This window comes from Marinobacter sp. KM021, assembly GCF_050707965.1.
GTDB lineage: Bacteria > Pseudomonadota > Gammaproteobacteria > Pseudomonadales > Oleiphilaceae > Marinobacter > Marinobacter shengliensis.
On the sequence record NZ_CP136129.1, the window covers coordinates 2,432,917 to 2,454,795 of the forward strand.

The 21,879-nt window shown below is 54.3% G+C and carries 25 protein-coding genes; 7 read left to right on the top strand and 18 right to left on the bottom strand.

Annotated features, from left to right (window positions below; translation table 11 throughout):
* Positions 1-2: 2 nt before the first annotated feature.
* A complete protein-coding gene (locus tag RVM24_RS11465) occupies positions 3-548 on the top strand; it encodes a nucleoside 2-deoxyribosyltransferase (protein WP_374812500.1) in 546 nt (181 codons plus the stop codon).
* A gap of 68 nt (positions 549-616) precedes the next feature.
* On the opposite strand, the gene RVM24_RS11470 is transcribed toward RVM24_RS11465, so the two are convergent.
* The 5 genes from RVM24_RS11470 to trxC form a co-directional block, all read right to left on the bottom strand.
* Positions 617-1,429, bottom strand: a complete 813-nt coding sequence (locus RVM24_RS11470) for a histone deacetylase family protein (RefSeq protein WP_374812502.1) — start codon at positions 1,427-1,429, stop codon at positions 617-619.
* Positions 1,430-1,448: 19 nt separating this feature from the next.
* On the bottom strand, positions 1,449-1,724 hold the full coding sequence (locus RVM24_RS11475; protein ID WP_374812504.1) for a hypothetical protein: 276 nt from the start codon (positions 1,722-1,724) through the stop codon (positions 1,449-1,451).
* A 141-nt stretch (positions 1,725-1,865) separates the two neighbouring features.
* A complete protein-coding gene (locus tag RVM24_RS11480; RefSeq protein ID WP_374812505.1) occupies positions 1,866-2,690 on the bottom strand; it encodes a DUF6544 family protein in 825 nt (274 codons plus the stop codon).
* Between the two features lie 291 nt (positions 2,691-2,981).
* Positions 2,982-4,184, bottom strand: coding sequence for a M24 family metallopeptidase (locus tag RVM24_RS11485; RefSeq protein WP_374812507.1), 1,203 nt, complete (start codon positions 4,182-4,184; stop codon positions 2,982-2,984).
* A 121-nt stretch (positions 4,185-4,305) separates the two neighbouring features.
* Positions 4,306-4,746: a thioredoxin TrxC gene (trxC, locus tag RVM24_RS11490; protein WP_286251386.1), complete on the bottom strand. Its 441-nt coding sequence runs from the start codon at positions 4,744-4,746 to the stop codon at positions 4,306-4,308.
* A gap of 251 nt (positions 4,747-4,997) precedes the next feature.
* Between trxC and RVM24_RS11495 the strand changes: the two genes are divergently transcribed.
* The 6 genes from RVM24_RS11495 (at position 4,998) to RVM24_RS11520 (ending at position 9,133) form a co-directional block, all read left to right on the top strand.
* Positions 4,998-5,174 carry a type II toxin-antitoxin system RelE/ParE family toxin gene (locus RVM24_RS11495; RefSeq protein ID WP_374812509.1) on the top strand — a complete coding sequence of 59 codons (177 nt, stop codon included), beginning with the start codon at positions 4,998-5,000 and terminating at the stop codon, positions 5,172-5,174.
* Positions 5,175-5,190: 16 nt separating this feature from the next.
* The gene (locus RVM24_RS11500; protein WP_058092290.1) at positions 5,191-5,481 is read left to right on the top strand and encodes a helix-turn-helix domain-containing protein; all 291 of its coding nucleotides are present in this window, start codon (positions 5,191-5,193) and stop codon (positions 5,479-5,481) included.
* Between the two features lie 82 nt (positions 5,482-5,563).
* Complete coding sequence (locus RVM24_RS11505; protein WP_106694831.1) at positions 5,564-6,091, top strand: retropepsin-like aspartic protease family protein; 528 nt, start codon at positions 5,564-5,566, stop codon at positions 6,089-6,091.
* Positions 6,092-6,209: 118 nt separating this feature from the next.
* Positions 6,210-7,694 (top strand): hypothetical protein, encoded by a 1,485-nt coding sequence (locus RVM24_RS11510; protein WP_230715894.1) that lies wholly within the window; start codon positions 6,210-6,212, stop codon positions 7,692-7,694.
* Positions 7,691-8,731: a succinylglutamate desuccinylase gene (locus tag RVM24_RS11515; RefSeq protein WP_431474002.1), complete on the top strand. Its 1,041-nt coding sequence runs from the start codon at positions 7,691-7,693 to the stop codon at positions 8,729-8,731. The genes RVM24_RS11510 and RVM24_RS11515 overlap by 4 nt, the downstream gene beginning before the upstream one ends.
* A gap of 114 nt (positions 8,732-8,845) precedes the next feature.
* On the top strand, positions 8,846-9,133 hold the full coding sequence (locus tag RVM24_RS11520) for a type II toxin-antitoxin system ParD family antitoxin (RefSeq protein WP_061333929.1): 288 nt from the start codon (positions 8,846-8,848) through the stop codon (positions 9,131-9,133).
* Positions 9,134-9,698: 565 nt separating this feature from the next.
* Here RVM24_RS11520 and RVM24_RS11525 read toward each other — a convergent pair.
* From RVM24_RS11525 to dgt, 13 genes are all read right to left on the bottom strand, one after another.
* Positions 9,699-10,913 (bottom strand): IS256 family transposase, encoded by a 1,215-nt coding sequence (locus tag RVM24_RS11525; RefSeq protein ID WP_152439654.1) that lies wholly within the window; start codon positions 10,911-10,913, stop codon positions 9,699-9,701.
* Between the two features lie 96 nt (positions 10,914-11,009).
* A complete protein-coding gene (locus tag RVM24_RS11530) occupies positions 11,010-11,873 on the bottom strand; it encodes a PEP-CTERM sorting domain-containing protein (RefSeq protein WP_431474003.1) in 864 nt (287 codons plus the stop codon).
* Between the two features lie 242 nt (positions 11,874-12,115).
* Positions 12,116-12,286 (bottom strand): hypothetical protein, encoded by a 171-nt coding sequence (locus RVM24_RS11535; RefSeq protein WP_431474004.1) that lies wholly within the window; start codon positions 12,284-12,286, stop codon positions 12,116-12,118.
* A 90-nt stretch (positions 12,287-12,376) separates the two neighbouring features.
* Positions 12,377-12,871, bottom strand: coding sequence for a gamma-glutamylcyclotransferase family protein (locus RVM24_RS11540; protein ID WP_431474005.1), 495 nt, complete (start codon positions 12,869-12,871; stop codon positions 12,377-12,379).
* Positions 12,872-13,006: 135 nt separating this feature from the next.
* Positions 13,007-13,375: a hypothetical protein gene (locus tag RVM24_RS11545; protein WP_431474006.1), complete on the bottom strand. Its 369-nt coding sequence runs from the start codon at positions 13,373-13,375 to the stop codon at positions 13,007-13,009.
* A gap of 389 nt (positions 13,376-13,764) precedes the next feature.
* Positions 13,765-14,361: a transposase gene (locus RVM24_RS11550; protein WP_431474007.1), complete on the bottom strand. Its 597-nt coding sequence runs from the start codon at positions 14,359-14,361 to the stop codon at positions 13,765-13,767.
* 202 nt (positions 14,362-14,563) lie between these two features.
* The gene (gene istB, locus RVM24_RS11555; RefSeq protein WP_374813366.1) at positions 14,564-15,319 is read right to left on the bottom strand and encodes an IS21-like element helper ATPase IstB; all 756 of its coding nucleotides are present in this window, start codon (positions 15,317-15,319) and stop codon (positions 14,564-14,566) included.
* Complete coding sequence (gene istA, locus RVM24_RS11560) at positions 15,316-16,782, bottom strand: IS21 family transposase (protein WP_374787886.1); 1,467 nt, start codon at positions 16,780-16,782, stop codon at positions 15,316-15,318. The genes istB and istA overlap by 4 nt, the downstream gene beginning before the upstream one ends.
* A gap of 260 nt (positions 16,783-17,042) precedes the next feature.
* Complete coding sequence (locus RVM24_RS11565) at positions 17,043-17,693, bottom strand: hypothetical protein (RefSeq protein ID WP_431474008.1); 651 nt, start codon at positions 17,691-17,693, stop codon at positions 17,043-17,045.
* Positions 17,690-18,310: a 7-cyano-7-deazaguanine synthase gene (locus tag RVM24_RS11570; RefSeq protein WP_431474009.1), complete on the bottom strand. Its 621-nt coding sequence runs from the start codon at positions 18,308-18,310 to the stop codon at positions 17,690-17,692. The genes RVM24_RS11565 and RVM24_RS11570 overlap by 4 nt, the downstream gene beginning before the upstream one ends.
* Positions 18,307-19,638 (bottom strand): nucleoside 2-deoxyribosyltransferase, encoded by a 1,332-nt coding sequence (locus RVM24_RS11575; protein ID WP_431474010.1) that lies wholly within the window; start codon positions 19,636-19,638, stop codon positions 18,307-18,309. The genes RVM24_RS11570 and RVM24_RS11575 overlap by 4 nt, the downstream gene beginning before the upstream one ends.
* The gene (locus RVM24_RS11580; RefSeq protein WP_431474011.1) at positions 19,635-20,027 is read right to left on the bottom strand and encodes a hypothetical protein; all 393 of its coding nucleotides are present in this window, start codon (positions 20,025-20,027) and stop codon (positions 19,635-19,637) included. The genes RVM24_RS11575 and RVM24_RS11580 overlap by 4 nt, the downstream gene beginning before the upstream one ends.
* A gap of 297 nt (positions 20,028-20,324) precedes the next feature.
* Entirely contained in the window at positions 20,325-21,848 is a 1,524-nt protein-coding gene (gene dgt / locus RVM24_RS11585; RefSeq protein ID WP_431474012.1) for a dGTPase, read from the bottom strand.
* Between the last annotated feature and the right edge of the window lie 31 nt (positions 21,849-21,879).

The window sequence follows — 21,879 nt, forward strand, 5'->3', positions numbered from 1 at the left end:
ACATGCCAAAACCAAACCGCATCTACCTAGCCGGCCCGGAAGTCTTCTTCCCGACAGAGCAACACGAGGCCATCATGGCCGAGAAAAAACGCCTGCTCCGGGACGCAGGATTCGAGGGCGTCGACCCGCTAGACACAGCGCTGACATTTTCAGACAAAGAGGCAAAACCGGAGCGCGGCCACCGGATATACCGGGCCAACCGAGAACTGATGGACAGCTGCGACGCCATCATTGCCAACCTCACACCCTTTCGCGGCATCAGCGCCGATCCGGGTACCGTGTTTGAGGTGGGTTACATGATCGGCCAGGGCAAGCCCGCGTTCGGGTTCACCCTCGACAGCCGGCTTTATCAGCAACGGGCAGGTGCAACCTTCCAGGACGAACTGGGCCATACCATTGAGGATTTCGAGATGAGTGATAACCTGATGATTGAGGGGGGAATCCGCGAATCCGGTGGACAGCTGTTCGTGGCACAGCAATCAGGCGAGCACCGATTTTTCTCGGCGGAGGTGTTTAGCCGCTGCGTAAGAGCACTCGCCCATGCCTGAACCGACTCTGGCAAGCCCAAGCCCTGGCGGGCTGTTAACGGCGCGCCACTGCGGGCCCTCCACAACAACTACTCTTCAAGATCCTCAAAGGCCGAGCGATGAAACTCCGCCGCTTGCTCCGCCTCTCTTACACCCACTTCCCGTATTTCGGGAGCATCGCCGCCTGCCAAGGTCTCCAGCACCGCATGAACGCCTTTGGAGAGCGAGGTCAGGTTGTAGCCGCCTTCCAGAACCATGGCCAGCCGACCGTCACAATGTTTGTCGGCAATATCCTGAACAATACGGGTGATCGCCCTGAACCCGTCGTAGGTCAGGTTCAGCGCCATATCGTTACGGTGGGGATCAAACCCGGCAGAGACCAGAACAAGGTCTGGCCCGAAGTAATCAGCCGCCGGGATCAAGATCTCGCGAAAGACCTTCTCAAAGGCAACGTCACCCGCGGATTCCGGCAGCGGAACGTTGATGGTATAGCCTTCACCCAACCCCTCGCCTACCTCCTCAAGATGACCAGAGCCAGGATAGAACGGCGCCGCACAATGGGTATCGAAGAAAAGCACATCCGGATCAGCCCAGAAGATATCCTGGGTGCCATTACCATGATGGGCATCCCAGTCGATGATCAAAATCCGTTCACAGCCCAGTTTGGCCTGGGCGTGGGCTGCCGCAATCGCAACATTGTTCAGCAGGCAGAAGCCACGAGCCCGCACCGGCTCTGCATGGTGGCCCGGCGGCCGCACCAGTGCAAAAGCACTTTGACACTCCCCCTTCACAACACTGGTTACAGCGGCGATGGCATTCCCAGACGCCGCCGTAGCAGCGCTGATGCTATCCGGCGACACCGCCGTTGTATCCTTGTCCAGCCAGGCCCGCTTACCCGCCATGGAAAAAAGATGGTCTAGGTTACGAGGTGGTGTGCACTCGCGCCAACTGTTCGTAAGTGGCAGGGGCCGCCCCACTAACAAACCGCACACCGTTTATCGGATTCTCATCCAGGTATGCTTTGATGGCAGACAGGCGGCCCGGATGTTCCGGATAACTCCACTTGAAATTGAGCCCCTGGAGAATCGACCTCACGCGCTTTTCCACCCGGCTGGGCATAAAAGGCAGATCCACCTCCGGGTTGTGCCCGAGCATCACTTCGTCATAAAACACAGTTACGCTGCGATCGCCGATCATGAGCCCTGCCCTCTTTTCCTGCGTTCCCGATAGCAAACCCTGTGGCACGTGCCTTCCAGCCGCATTAGCCACCACTAAATAGCCTAGTCGCTCAAGGATCAAGCTGCATCGGGAATTAGCTTCTGGGGAGCTTACGGAAGATCACGCACCGGGAAACTCAACAACGCTCACATCCGCCACAAAAAACGGAAAATACTGGTCCGTCTCGAAATGATTGCCAGCTTCCACATGAGTCGGCAAACGAAACCCGCCGAACAACCGGAACTCAGAGAGATACCCGCCAAACGGCTGTAACCGGTGCTTGTTCTCGGGATTGGCGTTACTCCACCGCTGAAAACTGACCTCAACGGGCTGGCCCTCTGCCGACACTTTGAGATCCACAGACTGTGACAGGCCGCGATACTCCACCGTGACCCGTGCCTTGTCATTATCCAGGCTCTCCCAGGTAACACCCGGGCCGGGCAGCAGCGCCGCAGGCGTCCAGAAAACGGCTTCGGCAACATAGCGGCCAAACGCCGAGCGGGTGTGATCCGGGTCGCCGCCAAAGCGGGCAACAGGGAGCAACCCCATCAGCCAGAACCGCGTCCACCGCTGGCTGTCAGAGCCAGACAGCCGCATCAGGCCGCGCCTCGCGCGCATCTTCCAGACAAATCCAGAAGGCATGGCCAACACCTGGGTTGCCTCAAAATCCAGATAATTGGGATTGCGCCTGTCACCCATGCCGAAGCGCCCCGCCATGCGCATGCGGGCGACTGTCGCAAGCGGCGTACCGGGTTCAATGGTATACAGAAAATAGCGCCGTGCCGGCTCGGGAAGATCGGCAACCATCCCGGCGGTAAAGACCGGAGGCTGTGCGGGCTGCGCGCCCACCAGCTCACGCATGGCTTTGAGGTCCGCCCGGTGGTCCAGCAGCCGCCAGGCCGACAGTGCCAGCCCGGCAAGAATCAGCCCCCCAAATAGAATCACCGGACAACCTCCTCAAACAGAGACTTTCAGGCCGGCACTATCAACGCCCACCAACGGACATCCAAAACAAAAAGAAACCACCTACGAGAAGCACCACAGCACCATGAACCAGCAGGTTCCTCCGGATAGTTGGAGCAGGCTTTGGCGGGAAGTTGAAGTAATCCTCACCAAACAACCCAACGCCGCAGCTCTCACAGTAATTCTTCGAGTAAGAAACACGCAACGCAGATGGCTCAAACTTTTTTCGGCAGCTGTAACAACTGGGTTTAAACATGTCGGGTCCAGGTACGTTTAAGATTTAATGAGGTCAACCCGTTCATTGACCTGCCAATCATTGTCGGTGATGGCTACACCACCCTTGGCAGTGACCTGTACTGTGTCACTGAGGCCAATCCCCCACTCCCCAGGCAGGCGAAGACACAGGGGGAGGTGGAAAACCATGTTTTCCTCAAAGCGGCGGGTGAGACCGCGGGCGATGTAGCCGGTGCCTTCAACCCAGCTGGGAGGGAACTGCGCTCCTACTGAGTAGCCAAATACGCCAGAGAAAAATACTCGATCCGCATAGGGTGCCAGGGCCGCCTCGGCAGCCTGTGCTGCATCATCAAAGGTATTACCCGGGCACATAGTTTCTTTCAGGGCGGTATAGAGGCTTTGGCACACTTCCGCGATCTGGTGCATCTCAGCCGTGGCTCTGCCCGCTACAGCGGTGCGCATCATCGGCGCTGTATAGCGCTGATACGCTGAACCAAATTCAAGGAAAACCGGATCCCCTGCCTCAATAACGGTGCGTTTATGATTGACGTGTATCACGCTGCTGCGCTGACCGCAGGTCACGATCGGCTGCAGGCTCATGAACTCGCTGCCCGCCGCGAGCAGGGCACGTGCACCCTCGGCAGCCACCTCATTGTCGGTGATGCCGGGCTCAATGATAGCTTCGGCAGCTCGTAGCCCGATTGCGGTGATGCGTGCGCTCTCGCGCAGGCAGTTCAGCTCGGCTTCGCTCTTGACCAGACGCTGACTATCCAGCAATGCGCCGCCATCATGGTGAAAGCGTGCCTTGCCCAGACGGTTTAGCAGGGGTTGAATGATGGCGTAGCGCAAACCAGCAGAATTCGCATCCAGGCCTATGCGCTGGCAGGGTGACAGCAAGGCCAGCAAAGGCTCGATGACTTCACTGATATCTTCCCAGCGGTAACCAATGATTTCGTCCACCCTTGCGGTAACAACAGCCGGCCCGGTCTCAATCGACGGTACCTGCAGGACGATACGTTCCGCCGTGACCAGCAACGCGGTATGCACGGAGACCTCAAAGGTGTGATAGCCGGTCAGGTAGAAAATATCGGCAGGATCGGTCAACAGCAGGGCATCACGTCCGGCTTCAGTCATCAGAGCCCGGGTACGCGCCAAACGGAGACTTAATTCATCTGCCGGAAAGGGTAGCTCGCTGCCTTCCAGGGTGTCGGCTAAAGCCTGGCGGTAAGCGTGGAAATCCATAGTAGTCTCCAGAATCAATAAGGGACTACTTGAGTGTAGGCATAAAACGCCCTGCCCCTAAACCAGGATAATCGTTGAAAGGGCTTGAGGCCTCCCGAGGACTGCCAATTACACCATAAGTCTACCGAATCCCCTTCGATTGCAGCCACTGGCTGATCTGCGCCTGATTCATCGCACCGCTCTGACGGGCCACTTCCCGGCCATTCTGGAACAGGATCATGGTGGGTATGCTGCGAATACCAAACTGCCCGGCCGGTCCCGGTGACTGTTCGGTGTTCAGCTTTGCAAAGCGCACTTTACCCCGCCAGGCTTTCGCCGCCTGCTCGAACTGAGGCGCCATCGCCTTACAAGGCCCGCACCAACTGGCCCAGAAATCCACCACTACCGGCACATCGCTGCGCCCGGTGTGTGCCGCAAACGTCTGCTCCGTAAGATCCAGCACCTGGTCTGGCCAAAGTGCCTGTTTGCACGCGCCGCAGTTACCACCGGCGGACAGCTTGTCGGCCGGCACGCGATTCACTTTGTGGCAATGGGGACACACAAGATGTCGGATGTCAGTCATGATAGGTCGACCTATGATTCATCAGATGATTGAATTAATCGGGTCAAATGGCCGGAAATCAAACGGCGAGCCGAGACCCTCTACGCCATCGGCACTGACGGATGGTTTAGATTCATTATGTAGGATTATTGATCGGGCCTGCAGTGACAGCCACTGGGTACACTCCACCCTGACTCAATTTTCCACGCCTCCAAACCACTTCTCTAAACGACGGTTATCATATATGATAACAAAAAGACAAAGGAGACCCCATGGATTGGGAAATAGAACTCTACGGGAAAGTAGACGAAGAATTGGCCAAAATGCCGCCCAAAATTCAAGCCAGAATGATTCGGCTGATGGAATTGATGGAGAAACATGGGGCGAACCTTGGGGAGCCCCACACAAAATACCGAAGAAAGACCTGGAGCTCGCCAACGAGCGATTGAAGGAGGTCAAAAAATCATGAATTTCAAACAGTTTAAGCAAAAGGCACTGGAAAATCCTGAGATACGCCGGGAATACGATTCACTTCAAGACGAATTCAGCCTGATCGATCAGCTGATTACGATGAGAACCAAAGCGGGCCTCACCCAGGAGGACGTTGCGAAGAAACTCGGAACGAACAAAAGCAACATATCCAGACTAGAACGCGGCCGAAGCAATCCGAGTTGGGGAACACTAAGCAAATACGCCGAGGCCTGCGGATTTCGGGTGAAGCTGGAAGCTGTTGAAGATGACAGAGCATCGGCATGATGGGTGAACCAATGCAGGCGCTCGACCGCGTGGCCAAGGTAGTATTGGAACAACCTGCCCATGCCCCACAACAAGGAACAGGATGAGCAAACCCGGCATCATCAAACCCGAAATTCGATACCTCCTGTACTTCGCAGTGTTCTGGGTTGTATTGCTCGCCGCTGTCACGCATTTTTTCGGCAGCTGGGACTCCCAACAAAACAACCCCAACCAGCAGCTGGTTAGTCACACCCGCGGCAGCGTCACAGAGATTGAACTGCAAGCCAACCGCCAGGGCCATTATTTGGCAAACGGCACCATCAACAACCAGCGTGTCACCTTCATCCTGGATACCGGTGCCACAACCGTGGCCGTCTCAGAATCCCTCGCCCAAAAAGCAGGCCTTAGAAAGGGCCAATCCGGCCGTGCACATACCGCCGCTGGTACAGTCAATGTGTGGAGCACGACCATTCAGGAACTCCGCCTGGGCGATATGACATTCTACAATGTACCCGGCACCATCAACCCGGCCATGGATCCCGACATGGTGTTGTTGGGGATGAGCGTGCTTGGGCAGCTGAACTTCTCCCAGCAATCGGGCGTTCTAACCCTGAGCCAGGACAATCGTTGATAGGGGGTTAAGGCCCCCGGAAGACGTCTTCATATCGCTTTTCTCCTTCGGTCAGTCACTCGCGCACCCCTCATTTCCGCTACTATCAAAGTAAGCCAGTGCTAGAGACACAACCGCTATGGGACTGTCGATAAAACAATCGGAATTTACGGCGGAAGAATTTGACCGTTTTGCGGCCAAGGTGCGAACGGACCTTACCGCACTCACCCGCCTTCTAAACCGGCCCGGCTTTGGTGAGGGGGAATCTTCCATTGGTGCCGAGGTCGAGTTCTACATCGTAAACCCGGACCTGCGTGTTCAGCCGATCAACACGGAACTAGCCGCCAGCGTTCAGGATCCACAACTGACGGTTGAGCTCAACCGCTTCAACCTTGAATACAACCTCAGCCCCCAGGCCTTCAAGGGAGCCCCCTTTGCCAGAACCGAGCAGGAACTGCTCGAGGCCATGCGGCGAATCAACCAGCACGCCGCCCCATTGAATGGCGAACTGGTGCCCATCGGCATTCTACCCACGTTGCGCCAGTCCGATATGGGCGCGAAGGTGATGACAGACGAACCCCGCTACCATGCGCTATCCAACGCCTTGATCCAGCAACGGGGCGAGCCATTCAGCATCCATATCGGTGGTAATGACGTCATCGACCTGGAAGCGGACGACGTCACCATGGAAGGGGCGACCACCTCGTTCCAATTGCACTGGCGGGTGCCTGCCCACCGCTTTGCTGACTACTTCAACGCCGTGCAGTTGGTGACGCCCATTGCGCTGGCTCTGGCCAGCAATTCGCCCAGCCTGTTCGGCCACCACCTCTGGGACGAAACCCGCATCGCGCTGTTCAAACAGTCCGTCGACAGCCGATCGCCCAACCACAGAACCTGGAAACACCCGCCAAGGGTTTATTACGGCAACGGCTGGGCACGCAGCGCCTGGGAGCTGTTTGCCGCCTCAGCCTCCTTGTATCCCCCCATCCTGCCATTGATGTCGGAAGAAGATCCGATGGCGGTGATTGATCGGGGAGAGGTACCGGAACTGGCCGAACTGCGGCTGCACCATGGCACCACCTGGCCGTGGAACCGGGCCATTTTTGATCACACAGAAGGCGGCCACCTGCGCATCGAGATTCGATCCATGCCGGCCGGCCCAACCGCCGTGGATATGTGCGCGAACGGGCTGTTCATCATCGGGGCGGCGTTGGCGGTACTCGAGGATATCCGTCACCTGACGTCGATACTTCCCTTTCACTACACCGAACACAATTTCTATCGTGCCGCCAAATACGGCATCGGTGCAGACATCATCTGGCCCCACAAAGACCAGGTACAGTTACAGGATACACCCCTGTTGAACGTTGCCCGTGACCTGCTGCCGCGCGCCCGGGAAGCCTTGCAACGAACCGCCGTGGACGAGGCGGAGATCCAGCGCCTGCTCGGGATGATCGAAGGCCGCATTCAAACCAGGATGACGGGCGCCCGATGGCAGCGCCAGATCACGGAGTCTTTTTACAGGACCCAGACTACCGACGAGGCGTTCAAGAGTATGCTGTCTCTATACATGAGCCATCAGAAGACAAACACACCACTGCACGAATGGACCTTGGCACCATGAGCCGCTCGAACACCCTGGATTACCTCAACAACCCCTCACCCCAGACCCTGGGCCGCTCGCCCCTGGAGTGGCTGGACCGGCTGCAACGGCCCACGGTGGTTCGCGTTGCTGGCCGCGATCCTTCCAGAACCCGGGCCATGGCAACCCTGCTTCACGGCAACGAACCCTCAGGGCTGTTCGCGATTCACCGATGGCTGCTGGAGCAGCACACCCCGGAGGTCAACCTGCTGTTCCTTCTGGGCGGCATCCATCCCGCAAAAATCCCGCCGGTATTGTCACTGCGCCAAGTGCCAGGCGGACGTGACCTGAACCGGTGCTTCAAAGAACCGTTTGAAGGAGAGGAAGGCGCCATTGCCCAGGCCATGCTGGCCGAGCTTCAGACAGCCAACCCCGAGTGCCTGCTGGACGTGCACAACACCTCTGGCACCGGCCCTGCCTTCGCCGTGACCATCACCAACGACGCTGCCCACCAAGCGCTGGCGTCGCTGTTTACCGACCGGCTGATCATGACGGACCTTCGCCTGGGGGCACTGATGGAATATTCCGAGCAGGAGGTGCCCACCGTGACCATCGAGTGCGGCGGGGCTCAGGATGATCTCGCGCACCAACTGGCGTACGAAGGGCTGGTTCGGTATGCCTCACAATCTGACGTGCTCTCGCTGGAAAAAGCCGAATGGAACGTTGCGGTACTGCGCAATCCGATTCGGGTAGAGCTGGCACCCGATGCGACCATAGAGTACCGATTAACGCCCAGTGGGCAGGCGGATCTCACGTTTCCGCCCGACATCGAACGCCGCAATTTCGGGATTGTGTCGCCGGATGAGCCCCTCGGATGGGTGGGGCAAAAAGGCCTGGACGTGCTCACGGCCATCAGCCACAACCGCACCGAGAACATGGAACAGGTGCTGCAAATCAGGGATGGGCGAATCTACCCCGCCCAGGCCATCAAGACCTTCATGATCACCACCAACCCGGTGATTGCGAAGAGCGATTGCCTGTTCTATGCGGTCAAGGCCACGGGCGATCCTATTTTCTAAACCATAGCGAGCCGCTTTTTCTCGTAACTTAACCACCAGAGTCACCTCATCCCCTAGACAGGAATTTCACAGATTGGCATATTATGCCAATGCAATTCCGACAGGATCACTCTAATGGCAACGAGAAACATCGTGCTCACTAACCATCAATCCCAGGTCGTCGATCACCTGGTTGCCTCAGGCCGCTATCAAAATGCGAGCGAGGTACTTCGCGCCGGCCTGAGAATGGTCGAGGAAGCCGAGTCCCGCTACGTCACGAAAATGAATGACCTGAGAGCCGCCATCGATGCGGGCCAGCAAGACCTGGAGGCTGGCAGAACCACAACGTTCACTGGTGACCAGTTCGCTACTTACCTTTCAGAGCGTGCGGAGCACGCCATCAGGGAGAAACGGGATACCTGATTAGGTCTGACATTCGGTCCGGAATCGCTACCTATCCGCTTGCAAGGGAAGGCAAAGCTTCACCACATCAGTTTTATCTTAAGATGGAAAATGATGCGCACAATCAGTCCATTATCATTCTTCGGGTCTTGCACCAAAGGATGGATCCTGAGGCGCACCTCTGACCGACGACATCCCCTTCGAAGACTCGCTCCACATCCACTTGTTGGATGAAGACCTCGACAGAATCGATACAGTGACACTCGGCGCACCCTACACCACCGGGCACTTTCGTAACCTGAAATGCGAGGATTCCAGTGGGATCACTTTTGAGTTTTTTGGGGATTGTGTGTGGGAGATCGTGATGTTGCCGAAAAAGCGGCTGCGGCTTCCTTTTGTTTCGGGGCAGAAGGGTGTTTCCTGGCGGAAGGGGTGGTTTCACGCCTTGGAACTGAGAGCCAGAAAATAGATCTGTCTCGGTTTTCCAGTGTGGGATTATTGATCGGGTGTATAAAAAAGCCTCGGATAGAACCGAGGCCTTAGAAATGGCGAGCCTGTAAATAAATCTGTGTAACTGCCCACCCCATTACAGGTGGCCGTCCAGGCGGTCACCGAATTCGATAATAAAGCGATTCAAGGCCGGCTTCCAATCACGGATCGGCATGGTCCATTTCTTCGAGGCCTGCTGGATAGCCAGAAAGGCCACTTTCAGCGCCGAGTCATCACTTGGGAACAGCTTCCGGCGCTTGGTCGCTTTGCGGATCACGCTGTTCAGTGACTCAACGGCATTGGTGGTATAGATCACCTTCCGGATCGCCGGCGGGTACTCGAAGATGGTAATCAGATTGTCCCAGTGGCTGTGCCAGGAGCGAGAGATCTGTGGGTATTGGCCGTCCCAGCGTTCGCCAAAGGCCTCCAGCGCCTGCCGGGCTTCATGTTCTGTGGCAGACTGGTAGATCTGCTTCAAGTCGGCCGTCACGGCTTTGTAGTCCTTCCAGGACACGTAGCGCAGCGAGTTGCGGACCATGTGGACGATGCACAGCTGCACCTTGGTCTGCGGGTACTCAGCAGCAATGGCATCCGGGAACCCCTTGAGACCATCCACACAGGCGATCAGGATGTCCTCCAGGCCACGGTTCTTCAGTTCTGTCAGTACTGATAGCCAGAACTTCGCGCCTTCGGTTTCGGCCAGCCAGAGACCCAGCAACTCCTTCTGGCCGTCCATGTTGATGCCCAGGGCCAGGTATAGGGACTTGTTGATGACCCGCTTGTTGTCGCGGATCTTCAGCACGATGCAGTCCAGATAGACGATGGGATAGATCGGATCCAGCGGACGATTCTGCCACTCCTGAACCTGCTCGATCACCCGCTCCGTCACTTTGGATACCAGAGTGGCCGAGATGTCCGCGTCGTACATTTCCTTGAAGGCATCCACGATATCCCGGGTGCTCAGGCCCTTGGCGTAAAGCGCCAGGATCTGGTCATCCATCTGGGTCAGGCGGGACTGGCCTTTGCGGACGAACTGAGGCTCGAAGGAACCGTCCCGGTCACGAGGGGCCTCTATCGGTACTTCGCCGTGCTGGCCCTTCAGGCGTTTGGCAGAATAGCCATTACGGCTGTTGCCGGTGCCACGGCCTTCGGGCGCGTGCTTCTCGTATCCGAGATGTGCGTCCAGTTCGGCGTTGAGGGCGGTCTCGACCGTAAGCTTGACCAGCTGTTGAGTGAGGGCTCCGAGATCTCTTTCGGACTTGATGTCCTTGGCCAGCTCGGCGGCCATGGCTTTGAGTTTTTCTTGATCCACTTGTGTACCCACGATGGTATCCTTTTGAAAAGATTACTCAGTCGTGGGCAGTTACACAATTTGGTTTACAGGCTCGAAATGGCGTAACTGAGCTAATTAAACTGCTCTTCTTCGACGTGACAAACCCAATCCCGCCAGACCCAATCCAAGAATGGCTAATGTGCTTGGCTCAGGGACACTACTCGCATCATCGAAAAGATCGTAGCCCTGGAAGCCCCCTAAAGAATTGCTGTACACAAATAGTTGACCATTTGCATAACCAGCATCGAAATCTGAATCAGGATTGAACCCAAGAAGAGAGCTACCCAAATAGTCACCGCTAGTTGAGAAGATGTAAGCGCTGTCACCACTTGTGCCAATCAACGCATCTTCAACCTCGTCATAACCTAAGAACCAACTATTCAAGGAAGATATGCCTGCAGCTGCAAAATCAAGTAAAAAGGAACTTGATAGCGCCCCTGTTGCATGATCAATCACACTCACTGAAGGGCCACTGGATATTCCATAGAACACATCCAAACTCGCATTGTAAGACAGCATGGACTGAGCGTTTGGAGACCCCGACATATCATTTAGCTGAGTTGTATATGTACCAGTTAAAAAACCTGAGGCATCACGCCCGACAGTTAACAGGTCACTCGTGAACGTAACAAGCTCAAGCTGTCCAGAGTTGCTGTTGTAGTTCCAGCCGCGAGCGTCCGCATTCAATGGACTGAGCGTTTGCTGCAAAGCCCCCGTATCGTCCCAAACCGCAGCCGAATATGAGGAACTGCCTGCTCGTGACCCATAGTAAAGCCCTAGGGTTGGGTCATAGGCAATTGAGGCCGTGTTTGGTTCAACACCCACCGCAATAAGCTGAATAGTTTCATTTGCCGTTGAAATAATGCCTGCCTGAACAGACGCGCCGGTTACCGCTAGCCCCATTGCAAAGGCACATTTTAGGAGTCCCTTTGTTGTCATAGCCTCACCCTCTTTTCAGTTCCCTACCAAAAACACTCAACTGCATAAGATATGCCATACAAAAAAGTGATTTGTTTTCATTAGGAAATTGTTTGGTGCGCCTTATATCCACCAGAGGAATGTAAAAAATACCGACAGTGAAGATCATTTTAGAAAACCGAGAACCGGGACAGACCTATTTTTTAGATGCAGGCCTTCCGCGCTTACGAGTTTCAACTCTGATACCGATACGGTTTTCAATTTCATCCAATCAGGCAATAGCTGAACGCCTCCAGCTCGTAGACCTGCTTCCATTCCTGAAGGTTTGCGAGGTAGTACTCAAAGTCGCGGCGCTCGACGAACACAGGTTGGCGGTTATGGCCGCGTTGCGCAATATCGCCAAAATAAATCTGTCCCAGTTTTCGCTTGATCACCACCAACCCCGTGATTGCGAAGAGCGATTGCCTGTTCTATGCCGTCAAAGCAACGGGCGATCCCATTTTTTAAACCCTGGCGAGCCGCTTTTAATCGTAGATGGCCCGCTCTCTCGCATCCCGTTTTCGATCAGGGTCTTCCTGGCTTCTAGTGGCTGAAATGACACCGAGGTAGTCAGCGGGAACGCCTGTTTCTTTCGCACCAACGATCACGTGATTCAAATACCAGGAGTGAGGCAGCAAAGATGGATCCGTTGACGTTGCACAGTAGGTAAAAGCGTCAACGGAATTGCCGAAAGCATCCGTAACCGTGACCCGCTTTTCCTCGTAACCGAAACCCAACCCCTCAGCCCTGTCCAGCGGGCCTTTCTCGCTGCGCGGCATCTCAAACAGTGCGCCAATAACGAAGTCCTCCGGATTGCCAGTGAACAGTGCGTCGCATTTGGCGGATTGGTCTTTCCTGCTCCACTTATGAAACCGAAGGGCATGCTCAACCAGCGTGAACATACCGATTCGCTCCGCGCTTGGAACCCGCTCTCTCAACCTGAGGAGTGACATGTTCGATCCGTAAGCGAAATACTTCATGCTGCCTCTGTGACTGCACTGTCTACTCAGGAACCTGAAGTCATAATCTTAGCAAAACCGAGACAGGTCTATTTTGCCAAGTTCATCCGTGAACTTGTTACCGCCGGACAGAAAAATAAATCTGTCACCGTTTTCTTAGTCGAGATTATTGAAAAGAATTACCAGAACCAAAGGCACTATTACCCATAGTAAAATATGGAAAAGGGGGCTCCATGCTTGGCCTTGTGCGTCGGTTATCCGTGCAGCCTTCGAATAAGCATCAGTATCTATCTTGCGGCCAAAATCAGACTCGTGACTCAATTCTGATTCGTCTTTAAGTGATCGTACTCGGAACTGTATATAAAGTGCTTTCGTTTTTTCTGGGTTCCCGCCAGATTTTTCTATCGCCTTTGCATATAGGCCATGGCGGACGACACCATTCTCGTACTCTTCGATCACTTTTGCGTAGAATCGCTCTTCCTCAATTCTCGCCTGAGCAGATCGCTTTTTAAGTGAATCGAACATTCCTATTCCTCCCACCACACCCGCCCGCAGCGTTTTGGTTCATCAACACCATTTGAATATACTAGCTCTTCGAACCGCCAATAGTATGACCCTAAGAATAGTTGATCGAGCCACTCCATGGCCAACTATGCCCTGAGACCGCTAGATATTTGAGATCGGGTATCAATATTATTAATTCGATACTGCGAAGACGATGCCCAAGAGCCTGTCATGGCTCGTTGGCGAACCACCAAATCTGCATCCACCTGCGCACGAACTAGCACCGATGGTTTCTGGGGATTCGGCTAAAGCCACCTCAACGAGCACCATGAACGGACTTATTCCTGATGGGTGTCCCGGCCTTCTCTGCTCGACTTCTGCTAACATCACTCGCGAAAACCGGGACAGATCTATTTTTTAGATGCAGGCCTTCCGCGCTTACGAGTTCCAACTCTGATACCGATAAGGTTTTCAATTTCATCCACGAACTTGTTGCCGCCGGTCAGTTTATTGCTATTGATTGCAGTACGAATCAATTCATCTGACGACGAAGCATCTTCCTGCTCAACAAACTTCCGATAGGCTTCAATTTTCATCTGGTGACTGCCTGCCAGTGCCCGAAAGGTGTCGGGCTCATCCAGCCATTGGCAATGTGACACCCCGCCCCATGCACAATAGCTCGACCACTCATACAACTCAGGTTTATCCACCATCCCTGCTTTAACAGGGTTGAGCTCCACATAGCGACAACAAGCCAACAGGTAGGTATCAGTATAAATGGGGCTAATCTTGTAGCGCCCTTCCTTGAGAGAACCACTGCGTTTTTCGAGGGAATTTACAAAGCGCGTTTGACGCCCAGCCAGACGCCTCATCAGTTGAGGGATTGCGGTCGGATTGTCGTTTGCCTGAACGACCAGATGAACATGGTTCGTCATCAGGCAATAGCTGAACACCCCCAGCTCATAGAAATGCTTCCATTCCTGAATGGTTTGCGAGGTAGTACTCAAATTCGCGGCGCTCGACGAACACAGGTTGGCGGTTATGGCCGCGTTGGACAATATGGTGGGGAAAACCGGGCACAATCACCCTGGCCTGCCTTGGCATACGCACCTCCTTGCTTTTAGACCACAGAATCCGTTCTGCGGGCCGGTGTCTGGCGTCAACTATCTTGTCCGGTCCGCGACAACTATGATGGCCGGTTGGGTGGTCTTACTTTTTGCTCTTTGAAGCTTGCTTAAGCTGTTGCTGTCGTCGGTAGCTTTCCCCCTCTAATTCGATAATTGTCGCGTGGTGTATCAGGCGGTCTACGGCGGCTACGGTCATCATGTTATCCGGGAAGATTTGATCCCATTCGCTGAATGGCTGGTTGGCGGTGACGATCAGGCTGCCACTCTCATAGCGGTGGGCGATGAACTCGAACAGAACCTGGGTTTCTGCATCCGTTTTTTTCACGTAGCCAATATCGTCAATGATGATGACCCGGTACTTGTCCAGTCGTGTCATGGCGGTCATCAGATCAAGATCGCGCTTAGCCTGCTGCAAGTGCTGAACCAGGGCGATGGCCGGGAACAGCTTGCAGCGCACCCCCTGTTCGGTGAGTTGATGGCCCAGGGCATTGGCGATGTGGGTTTTGCCGGTGCCACTGGGGCCGATCAACAGCACATTGTCGGCATGGTGTGCCCAGTCACTGTCTTGTTGCAGCTTGGCCAGTGCCGCGTTGCAGGGGCGGCTAAAGCCGCTCTGATCCAACGCCGAGAAGGTTTTGTTGGCCGCAAGCTTTGCCTCCCGTAGCCATTTCTGGGTACGACGCTGGTAGCGGTCTGAGAGTTCGTACTCACACAGGGCGGCCAGGTAATCCGGGTGTGACCAGTTCTTTTCAACGGCTGTTTCCCAGAGCGATTGATAGTGACGGTGGAAGGCCGGCAGGCGGAGTTCTTTAAGCAGTAAGGCGACGGAGTCGGTCATATCGACGCCTCCTGGCTGCGGATCGAAGACAGCAAGTCGTCATAACTGACCAGGGTGTGTTGACTTGAAGCCGAGAATTCGAGGTCGGGATTACCGCCAAGGTAGCGTGACTGGATCTCGGTAATTGACGCGAACCGGCCGGCCCGGGCTTCTATCAACAGGTCTTCCCCCAGTGATTGCTCGTCATCGTATTCGAAGGCCAGCCGCAGTGTTGTCACGATCCACTTGCAGGCTTCACGGGGTTCAAGATGCTCATCCGCGAGTTGCCAGAGTTCGCGGTAGTTGTCGTCCGGCAGCAGGTCATCACGCAGCTGAGAGTAACGGAAAGCCTGTGGCTTGGAGGCCAGCGAGCAGATCACGTGCCGGTAATTGACGCTGCGGGCACGGTTCTCGCCAGGCTTGGGGTAAACACGCACCAGGGTCAATGCAGGCTGCTGACCAACGAACAGCACCAGCTTGTCGTGATGCAGCCTGACTTGTATCGATTCGCCAATCAGGCGCGATGGCACCGTGTAGACAACGCGGCGGACTTCGATCGTTGAGCTGCGCGTCACCTTGAGATGGAGGGTCTGATACTCGGCGGCTGTAAACTCCGGCAGTGGCTGCAAGGCGGCCTGCTCTTCAACCACACGTGCTCGGTTGCGCCGATTGAGTTTGTCGACAGCACAATCGATAAACGCCTGATACTGTTCGACACTCTCGAAGTCATTGTGGCCGCGCAGTAACAGCTGTTGTGCCAGGCGTTTCTTGAGCGAGCCATTGGCACACTCCACGACACCGTTCTCATGGGACTGCCCCAGATTATTCCGGGTGGGCGTCATGCGGTAATGCTGGCACAGCTCGCTGTAAGCGTCAGTCCACACGTTCTGCCGGTTATTGCGTGCCGCACTCAGGCTATCCGTGCGGTGCTCAACAGGGCTGCCACCCGCTTGCTGTAGGGCTCGCTGCAATCCCGTCGCCAGAGCCGCATAACTCTCACCGCCCTGAACCACGGTGACCGAGCGCCAGCCACTGTAGGCCAGTCGAAATTGATAGAGCAGGTGTGGAAAGGCCTTGGACTGAATCGTAATCGGGTTATCGGGGTGGGTAAAATCAGAGAATCCCTGCTGTGCGACAACGGCCTGTTGGCGAAAAATGACCTCTCGCTCCGGCCCATGCAGTGCTCGCCATTGCTTCACCCGGCGTTGCAGTGTGCGCAAAATGGTCTGGTCGTAGTGCTCAGGATACTGCTCTTGCAAGTAATCAAGCAGGGTTGTTCCGGTCAAATCCGGCTTGGCTTCTAGCAAGGGGAGCAACTCTGTCTCCCAAACGGCTTCCAGTGGATCTTCTCGGGTGCGCCACTGCCGCTCGGTGTTAACGCGGGGTTTTTGTGTTGACGTCTCGATGCGTCGTCCGGATCGAACGGAAATGCCCGCCTTGGCGGCAGCCACTTCCTGGCTTGCGCCATTTTGTCGGTGCTGCATGAACAGCTCCTCTTGTCGGTTGGTTATGTGTTGGCCTGGCACCCATTGCTCCACCATGGAAAACAAGGGGCCAATTGTTACACCCAACCGGCCAAGATAATTGTCGCTAACCGGTCATCCTAATTGTCGCCGAACAGGCCGGCAAACCAGTATTAACCGAAGTGTGGAGAGGGTTGATAGTGACTCAGATTAGCTCTGAACCTTCAAAGAAGCCGTGAAAATAAACCTGTTCCGGTTTTCCGCAGGTTTTCCGAATGGCTCTAGACTACTAAAGCCAACTGCGTCTGAGTCGGCTCTGCGGCCCGACGCCAGAGCCAGGCGTCAAACTCCCGGCGTGGAAGTGATAGGAGATCAGCAGCACAGCAAAATGACGCACGCAGAAAGTGGTAGTCATCATTCTCAACACCAACAGTTTTTGCGAAAGTACGAACGTGGCGGTCAACTGCAACGGAGTCAACGCCGACAAGGCACGCCATATAATCTACGGTCTTAGGGCCGATACCTCTGACGGTTTGAACAGCATTGCAGAACTCTTCGGATGCCAAACACGCACACAAATCGTGCACATCCTCGACTCCCCATTTCTGTAAAAATGTTACTAGTTCCTCGAAACGCCTCACCTTCTGGTGATGACGCCAATTCAAGAATGCACCGGCCTGACCGCTCTGAATCAACGAGACCAATGAGGAAATCGTGTGGCGATCCGGGTGCCCCCTAAGAATGGCTAGTACCCGTGGGCGCACGACCGTCGTGTAATTAAGCCCTGCCTGTAGCACCGAATCCGCAAGAACGGCTCCCATATGCTCACAGGTAGCACGTGGGTGTTTCTCCTCAAAGAGCACGCCTTCATCCTTCGCGCGGTTGGCGATGCGACGTGCTACGAGCAACACCTCGATGGCGGAACTAGTCATACCAACTTAGCCTCTTTCAATGCATTCAGGCGTTCAACGCAGTTCGGGCAAGCACCACACGGAAATTGCGCGGAGGCTTGGCACGAGTATGTTCGTCCTATTGGTACGCCAAGCTCAACAGCCGCCCTAGCCACATCGGCTTTGGAAGAATAGCGGAACGGCGAGTGAAATCGCACGGGACCGATACTCGAAGTAAGCCCGTCAAGGCTGTCCATAAACGCGGCGGTACAGTCAATTTCTTTGGCGTGGTTACTGTTGATGAACCCAGTGTATACATCCAGAACACCAACAGTCTGCGCTCGCGCCGCAGCGGCGGCGAAGAATAGCATTGTTCTGTACGGGATGTACAAATCGTCATCCTTAACCTCTTCGGTCCAGAGATCAGCTTCGCGAATCAGCCGCGACCGCGAACCTTGGAAGATGTCCGAAATATTGAAACGCTCAGGTCGATGCATATCAGAGGGTAGAACTTCGTTTACACGGTCCCACTCTATGTCTACGCAATGTTGTCCATAGTCAAAAAAGATCGGTACAACCTCAACGCCTGCGTCCGCGAGCTGATATGCAACAGTTGTCGAGTCCAGGCCGCCAGAGGCCAAAAGGAGCGCGTTCTTCATCGCGATTCAGCCCTCAACTTAGCGATAACTTTGAACGTGCCATTGAGGCAGACATCAAGGTTAGACGAGTATACTGAACTTCCGGAAACCACCATCGTATTCTCGTTTTCACGCCGAGGATCGTAGGTGATGACAGGCTTGCCCATTTCGATTGCCATGCCTAGTTCAACGAGCGTGCCAGCATCGCGGTCGAGAGGAATCGCGAAGACAACGTCACATTCCCGTAACAACTGACAGTCCATCTGATATGTTAGACGAAGGTCTCCCTCGCTAGCGGGCCGCTTTAATTCCCCATTCTCCAAGAGGGGACGCCGAACCCGGAAATTGTGATATATGAGGCTATCCACAGCACGGTCAAGCTCTTGCTTTTCGACATATGAGAAGTCTGGACCAGCAAGGTAGATTGAATAGCTTTGGCGGTCATGCCATGGGAGCATTGTGCCACCCAGAGCTTGCAGCACCTCCAACGAGAGTCGGAACGCGCGCTGCACATCCCGCTTGATATCGTCGGGAAACGTTGATTGGGAGTACGCAGTAGCGGCTTGGCATCCGCGCCACGCTGCTTCAGTCCATCCCTTCTGAGAGAGGGCCACCATTACGCCAGAATAGACATCCCCAACGCCGACTGAATTGACCGTATGACTCAGCGTTGCCGGTATCTCTTCGACCCTGCTATTTCGCACGTCAAAGAGGCGACTGCCTCCACGATTCTCTTTGAGCAGAAATACGTCTGGCGAAAGCCTCTTTATCGTCTCGAGCAGACCGTCGACACTGTCCTTTCCAAGCCTCAGAAACAAGGAGGATGATGTCGAGATAATCACTGCCTCCACGCGACCTCTGAACGCATGGAGCGATGAGAGGTCCTCTAGATCGTATGCGATGTCGAATGAGAATCGTGCCTCCTCAGAAAACATGCTGGCGAGTGTGTTGATATCGAACCTGCCTGGGAAGACAACGATCTTCTCATATGTGTCGAGTTGCGGTAACGGGGCATGAAATGTCACTACCTTGGTATCGCGCATCAAGTCCTCGTAACCTTGGTGTGAAACCTCGGTCACGTCACCGATTAGGAAAACGTTCGGCGCGCCGACTACGTCACCAAGCCAGATGAACTCTTGGCACCCAAGCTCCGCAAGGTAGTGCTTTGCCTCGTCAACGAGGTATTGCGGGCAAAAAGCTGCCACCGAATACTCAAGTTCAGCCGCCCATAATCCCCTTGCCGCATGACTGACGCCCCCTAAACGAAGTTTGGACATCACGCCACGCTGATTCAGCGTATAGTCCACGACTAGCTCGCCAACAATTAGGACAACATCCGTCTGGGTCATGCCTCTTGGGCCACGAAGTCGGCAGCGACAGTGGGGACGGGCGAGGCTGCGGAGGAGCTTACCAAACCAATATAAGTCACCCCGTCTTCGAGGCACGCTACGAGATAATTGAATGATGTTGGAAGCGCTCCAACCTTAACTCCATTCATATCGACTGCAAAGACACGTTTCGTGTCAAAAATAATAGCCAGTTGAGCGCCAACCGCTGGAACATTATTAAACTGCGAATAGAAGTCACTATTACCTACATCATCGAGCAAAACATGAAATGCCTGCTTGCATTTGTCGACGCCGCTGGCACCGCCTGCCATGCCTGTTCCATCTCCAGTGACTACTTTTGCTTTCGTACCTGGATAGTCTGAAAAATGACCCGAGCCCGAGCTTCCCATAGCAAATCCCTCCTACTTGGTAATTGACTTATTTACCCTCTAACGTTGGTCGATGCGTTTCAAGGTTATCGTGTATTTCACATCCGCTTCTGATCGACAACAACTACTTCATAGTCCTTGCAAGCTCGTTCATTATTGCCCCTCGCTATTGAAGTATAAAACATATAAGTAATCGGTATTCCCGTATAGGACAGCCGCCAATCTTAGGCAGACTAATTTAGTGTTTTGAAAGAAGCCGCATTCACAACACTGTAAAAATTCGATTTTATCGAATGGAAAGCGCGCTCGGTGCTAAAGTCACTTCCCATCCAGAACGGATAGAGTACGAAATTCATCCAAAGCAAATTGGTCTGTCATGCCACTAACCATGTCTTGGATCAGGCGGCACCTGCAATAAAACTCCCACAGTGGTTCAGAGATATCAGCAGGAGCTTCATTCCTCAGGGTCCTGTAAGCCTTCACGTGCTTAGCAGGCAACCGCTGCAACAATCGGCTCTCCACGAGAAAATTCCCGCTTTTCCCCTCAGTAAGTGAGTCAAACTGACTTTTACCCAGAGCCAACAACGGGCGATAGAATTCAAGCAGCCCGGAGATAATCCGATAGCCCTGCAGCTCCAGAGTCTGAACCTCAGGAAAAGAAAAGACCTCGTCAAAGGCAACCGTTTTGAAAGCCTTGATAACACTGTGGCATGGCGACTTATCTTCCAGAAGGGCACGATTCAGACAACCGCGAAACACTTCATCAATGTTATCGATGAACGCTTCCGCCGCATGATTAACAAGGGGATGAATCAGCTTTACCCGTAACCAGACAAAAAATTCATGCTCAGGGTTGATGTCTTCTCGTTCGGCCTTTTCAAGCACCTCATCCACTAGTTGATCGAATGAGTTTCTCTGCCCAAAATTAGCGAAATGCTCCTTCTGATAGTCCAACGGCCTGACCTGAGCAAATGCTGACTTAAGCTTGGCCGCTAGAGTCTCATAGTCGATGATTCCCTTATCGACGGCGTCTTCCAGGTCGGCAAGGCAATAGGAGATATCATCTGCAGCTTCCATGACATATGCCAACGGGTGGCGACACCCGGACTCCATTCCCAAAGACGCTTGCATTCGCTCAACAAACGACGACTCAGAGAAGTAATATCCAGGCTTCTTCTTCAGGTACGCCAATGGTTCATCGCTTTCTGGCTTGCCCTCCGTTGCCCTGCGCGTGTACTTGAAAACGGACGCGACCTGAACATAGGTCAAATTCAGCTTTTGTAGCCGGCTGATTAGACGAATGGCCTGAGCGTTGCCTTCAAATGAACACAATTCCGACGCGAGCTCTTGTTTGAAGGCTTCGGTTTCATTGATCTCTTTAAACGGTGTGAGTTCGTTTAGATTAGAAGCAAACCAGCGAGAAATTGCAGCTTCACCGAAATGGCCAAAGGGTGGATTGCCGATGTCGTGCATCAAGCAAGACATCTCAACCAAGGTTTCAAACGCTCTATTCAGCCCTTGTAATCCAAATTCCTCAGCCCTTCGACCGAGTTTTTCGTAGATCTTCCGCGTAATGAAGCGGCCGGTTTGTTGTACTTCCAGAGAATGCGTTAAACGACTTCGGACAGCAGCATTACGCTCCAACGGAAATACCTGTGTCTTTTGTTGTAAGCGGCGAACGGCGGCAGAGTTAATGATCCTCCCGCGATCACTTTCCAGCTGATTCTCGAGTTTTTCAATACCACAGGTAGTCAGTTTGAACTGAGCGGGATCAGCGGTGCCTGCCCCACGGTTGTATTGACGTTCAATTGAAAAGCGATCTCTAAAATCAATCTCTTGCACTTAAAACGCTCCATCGAGTTATCAAAATACC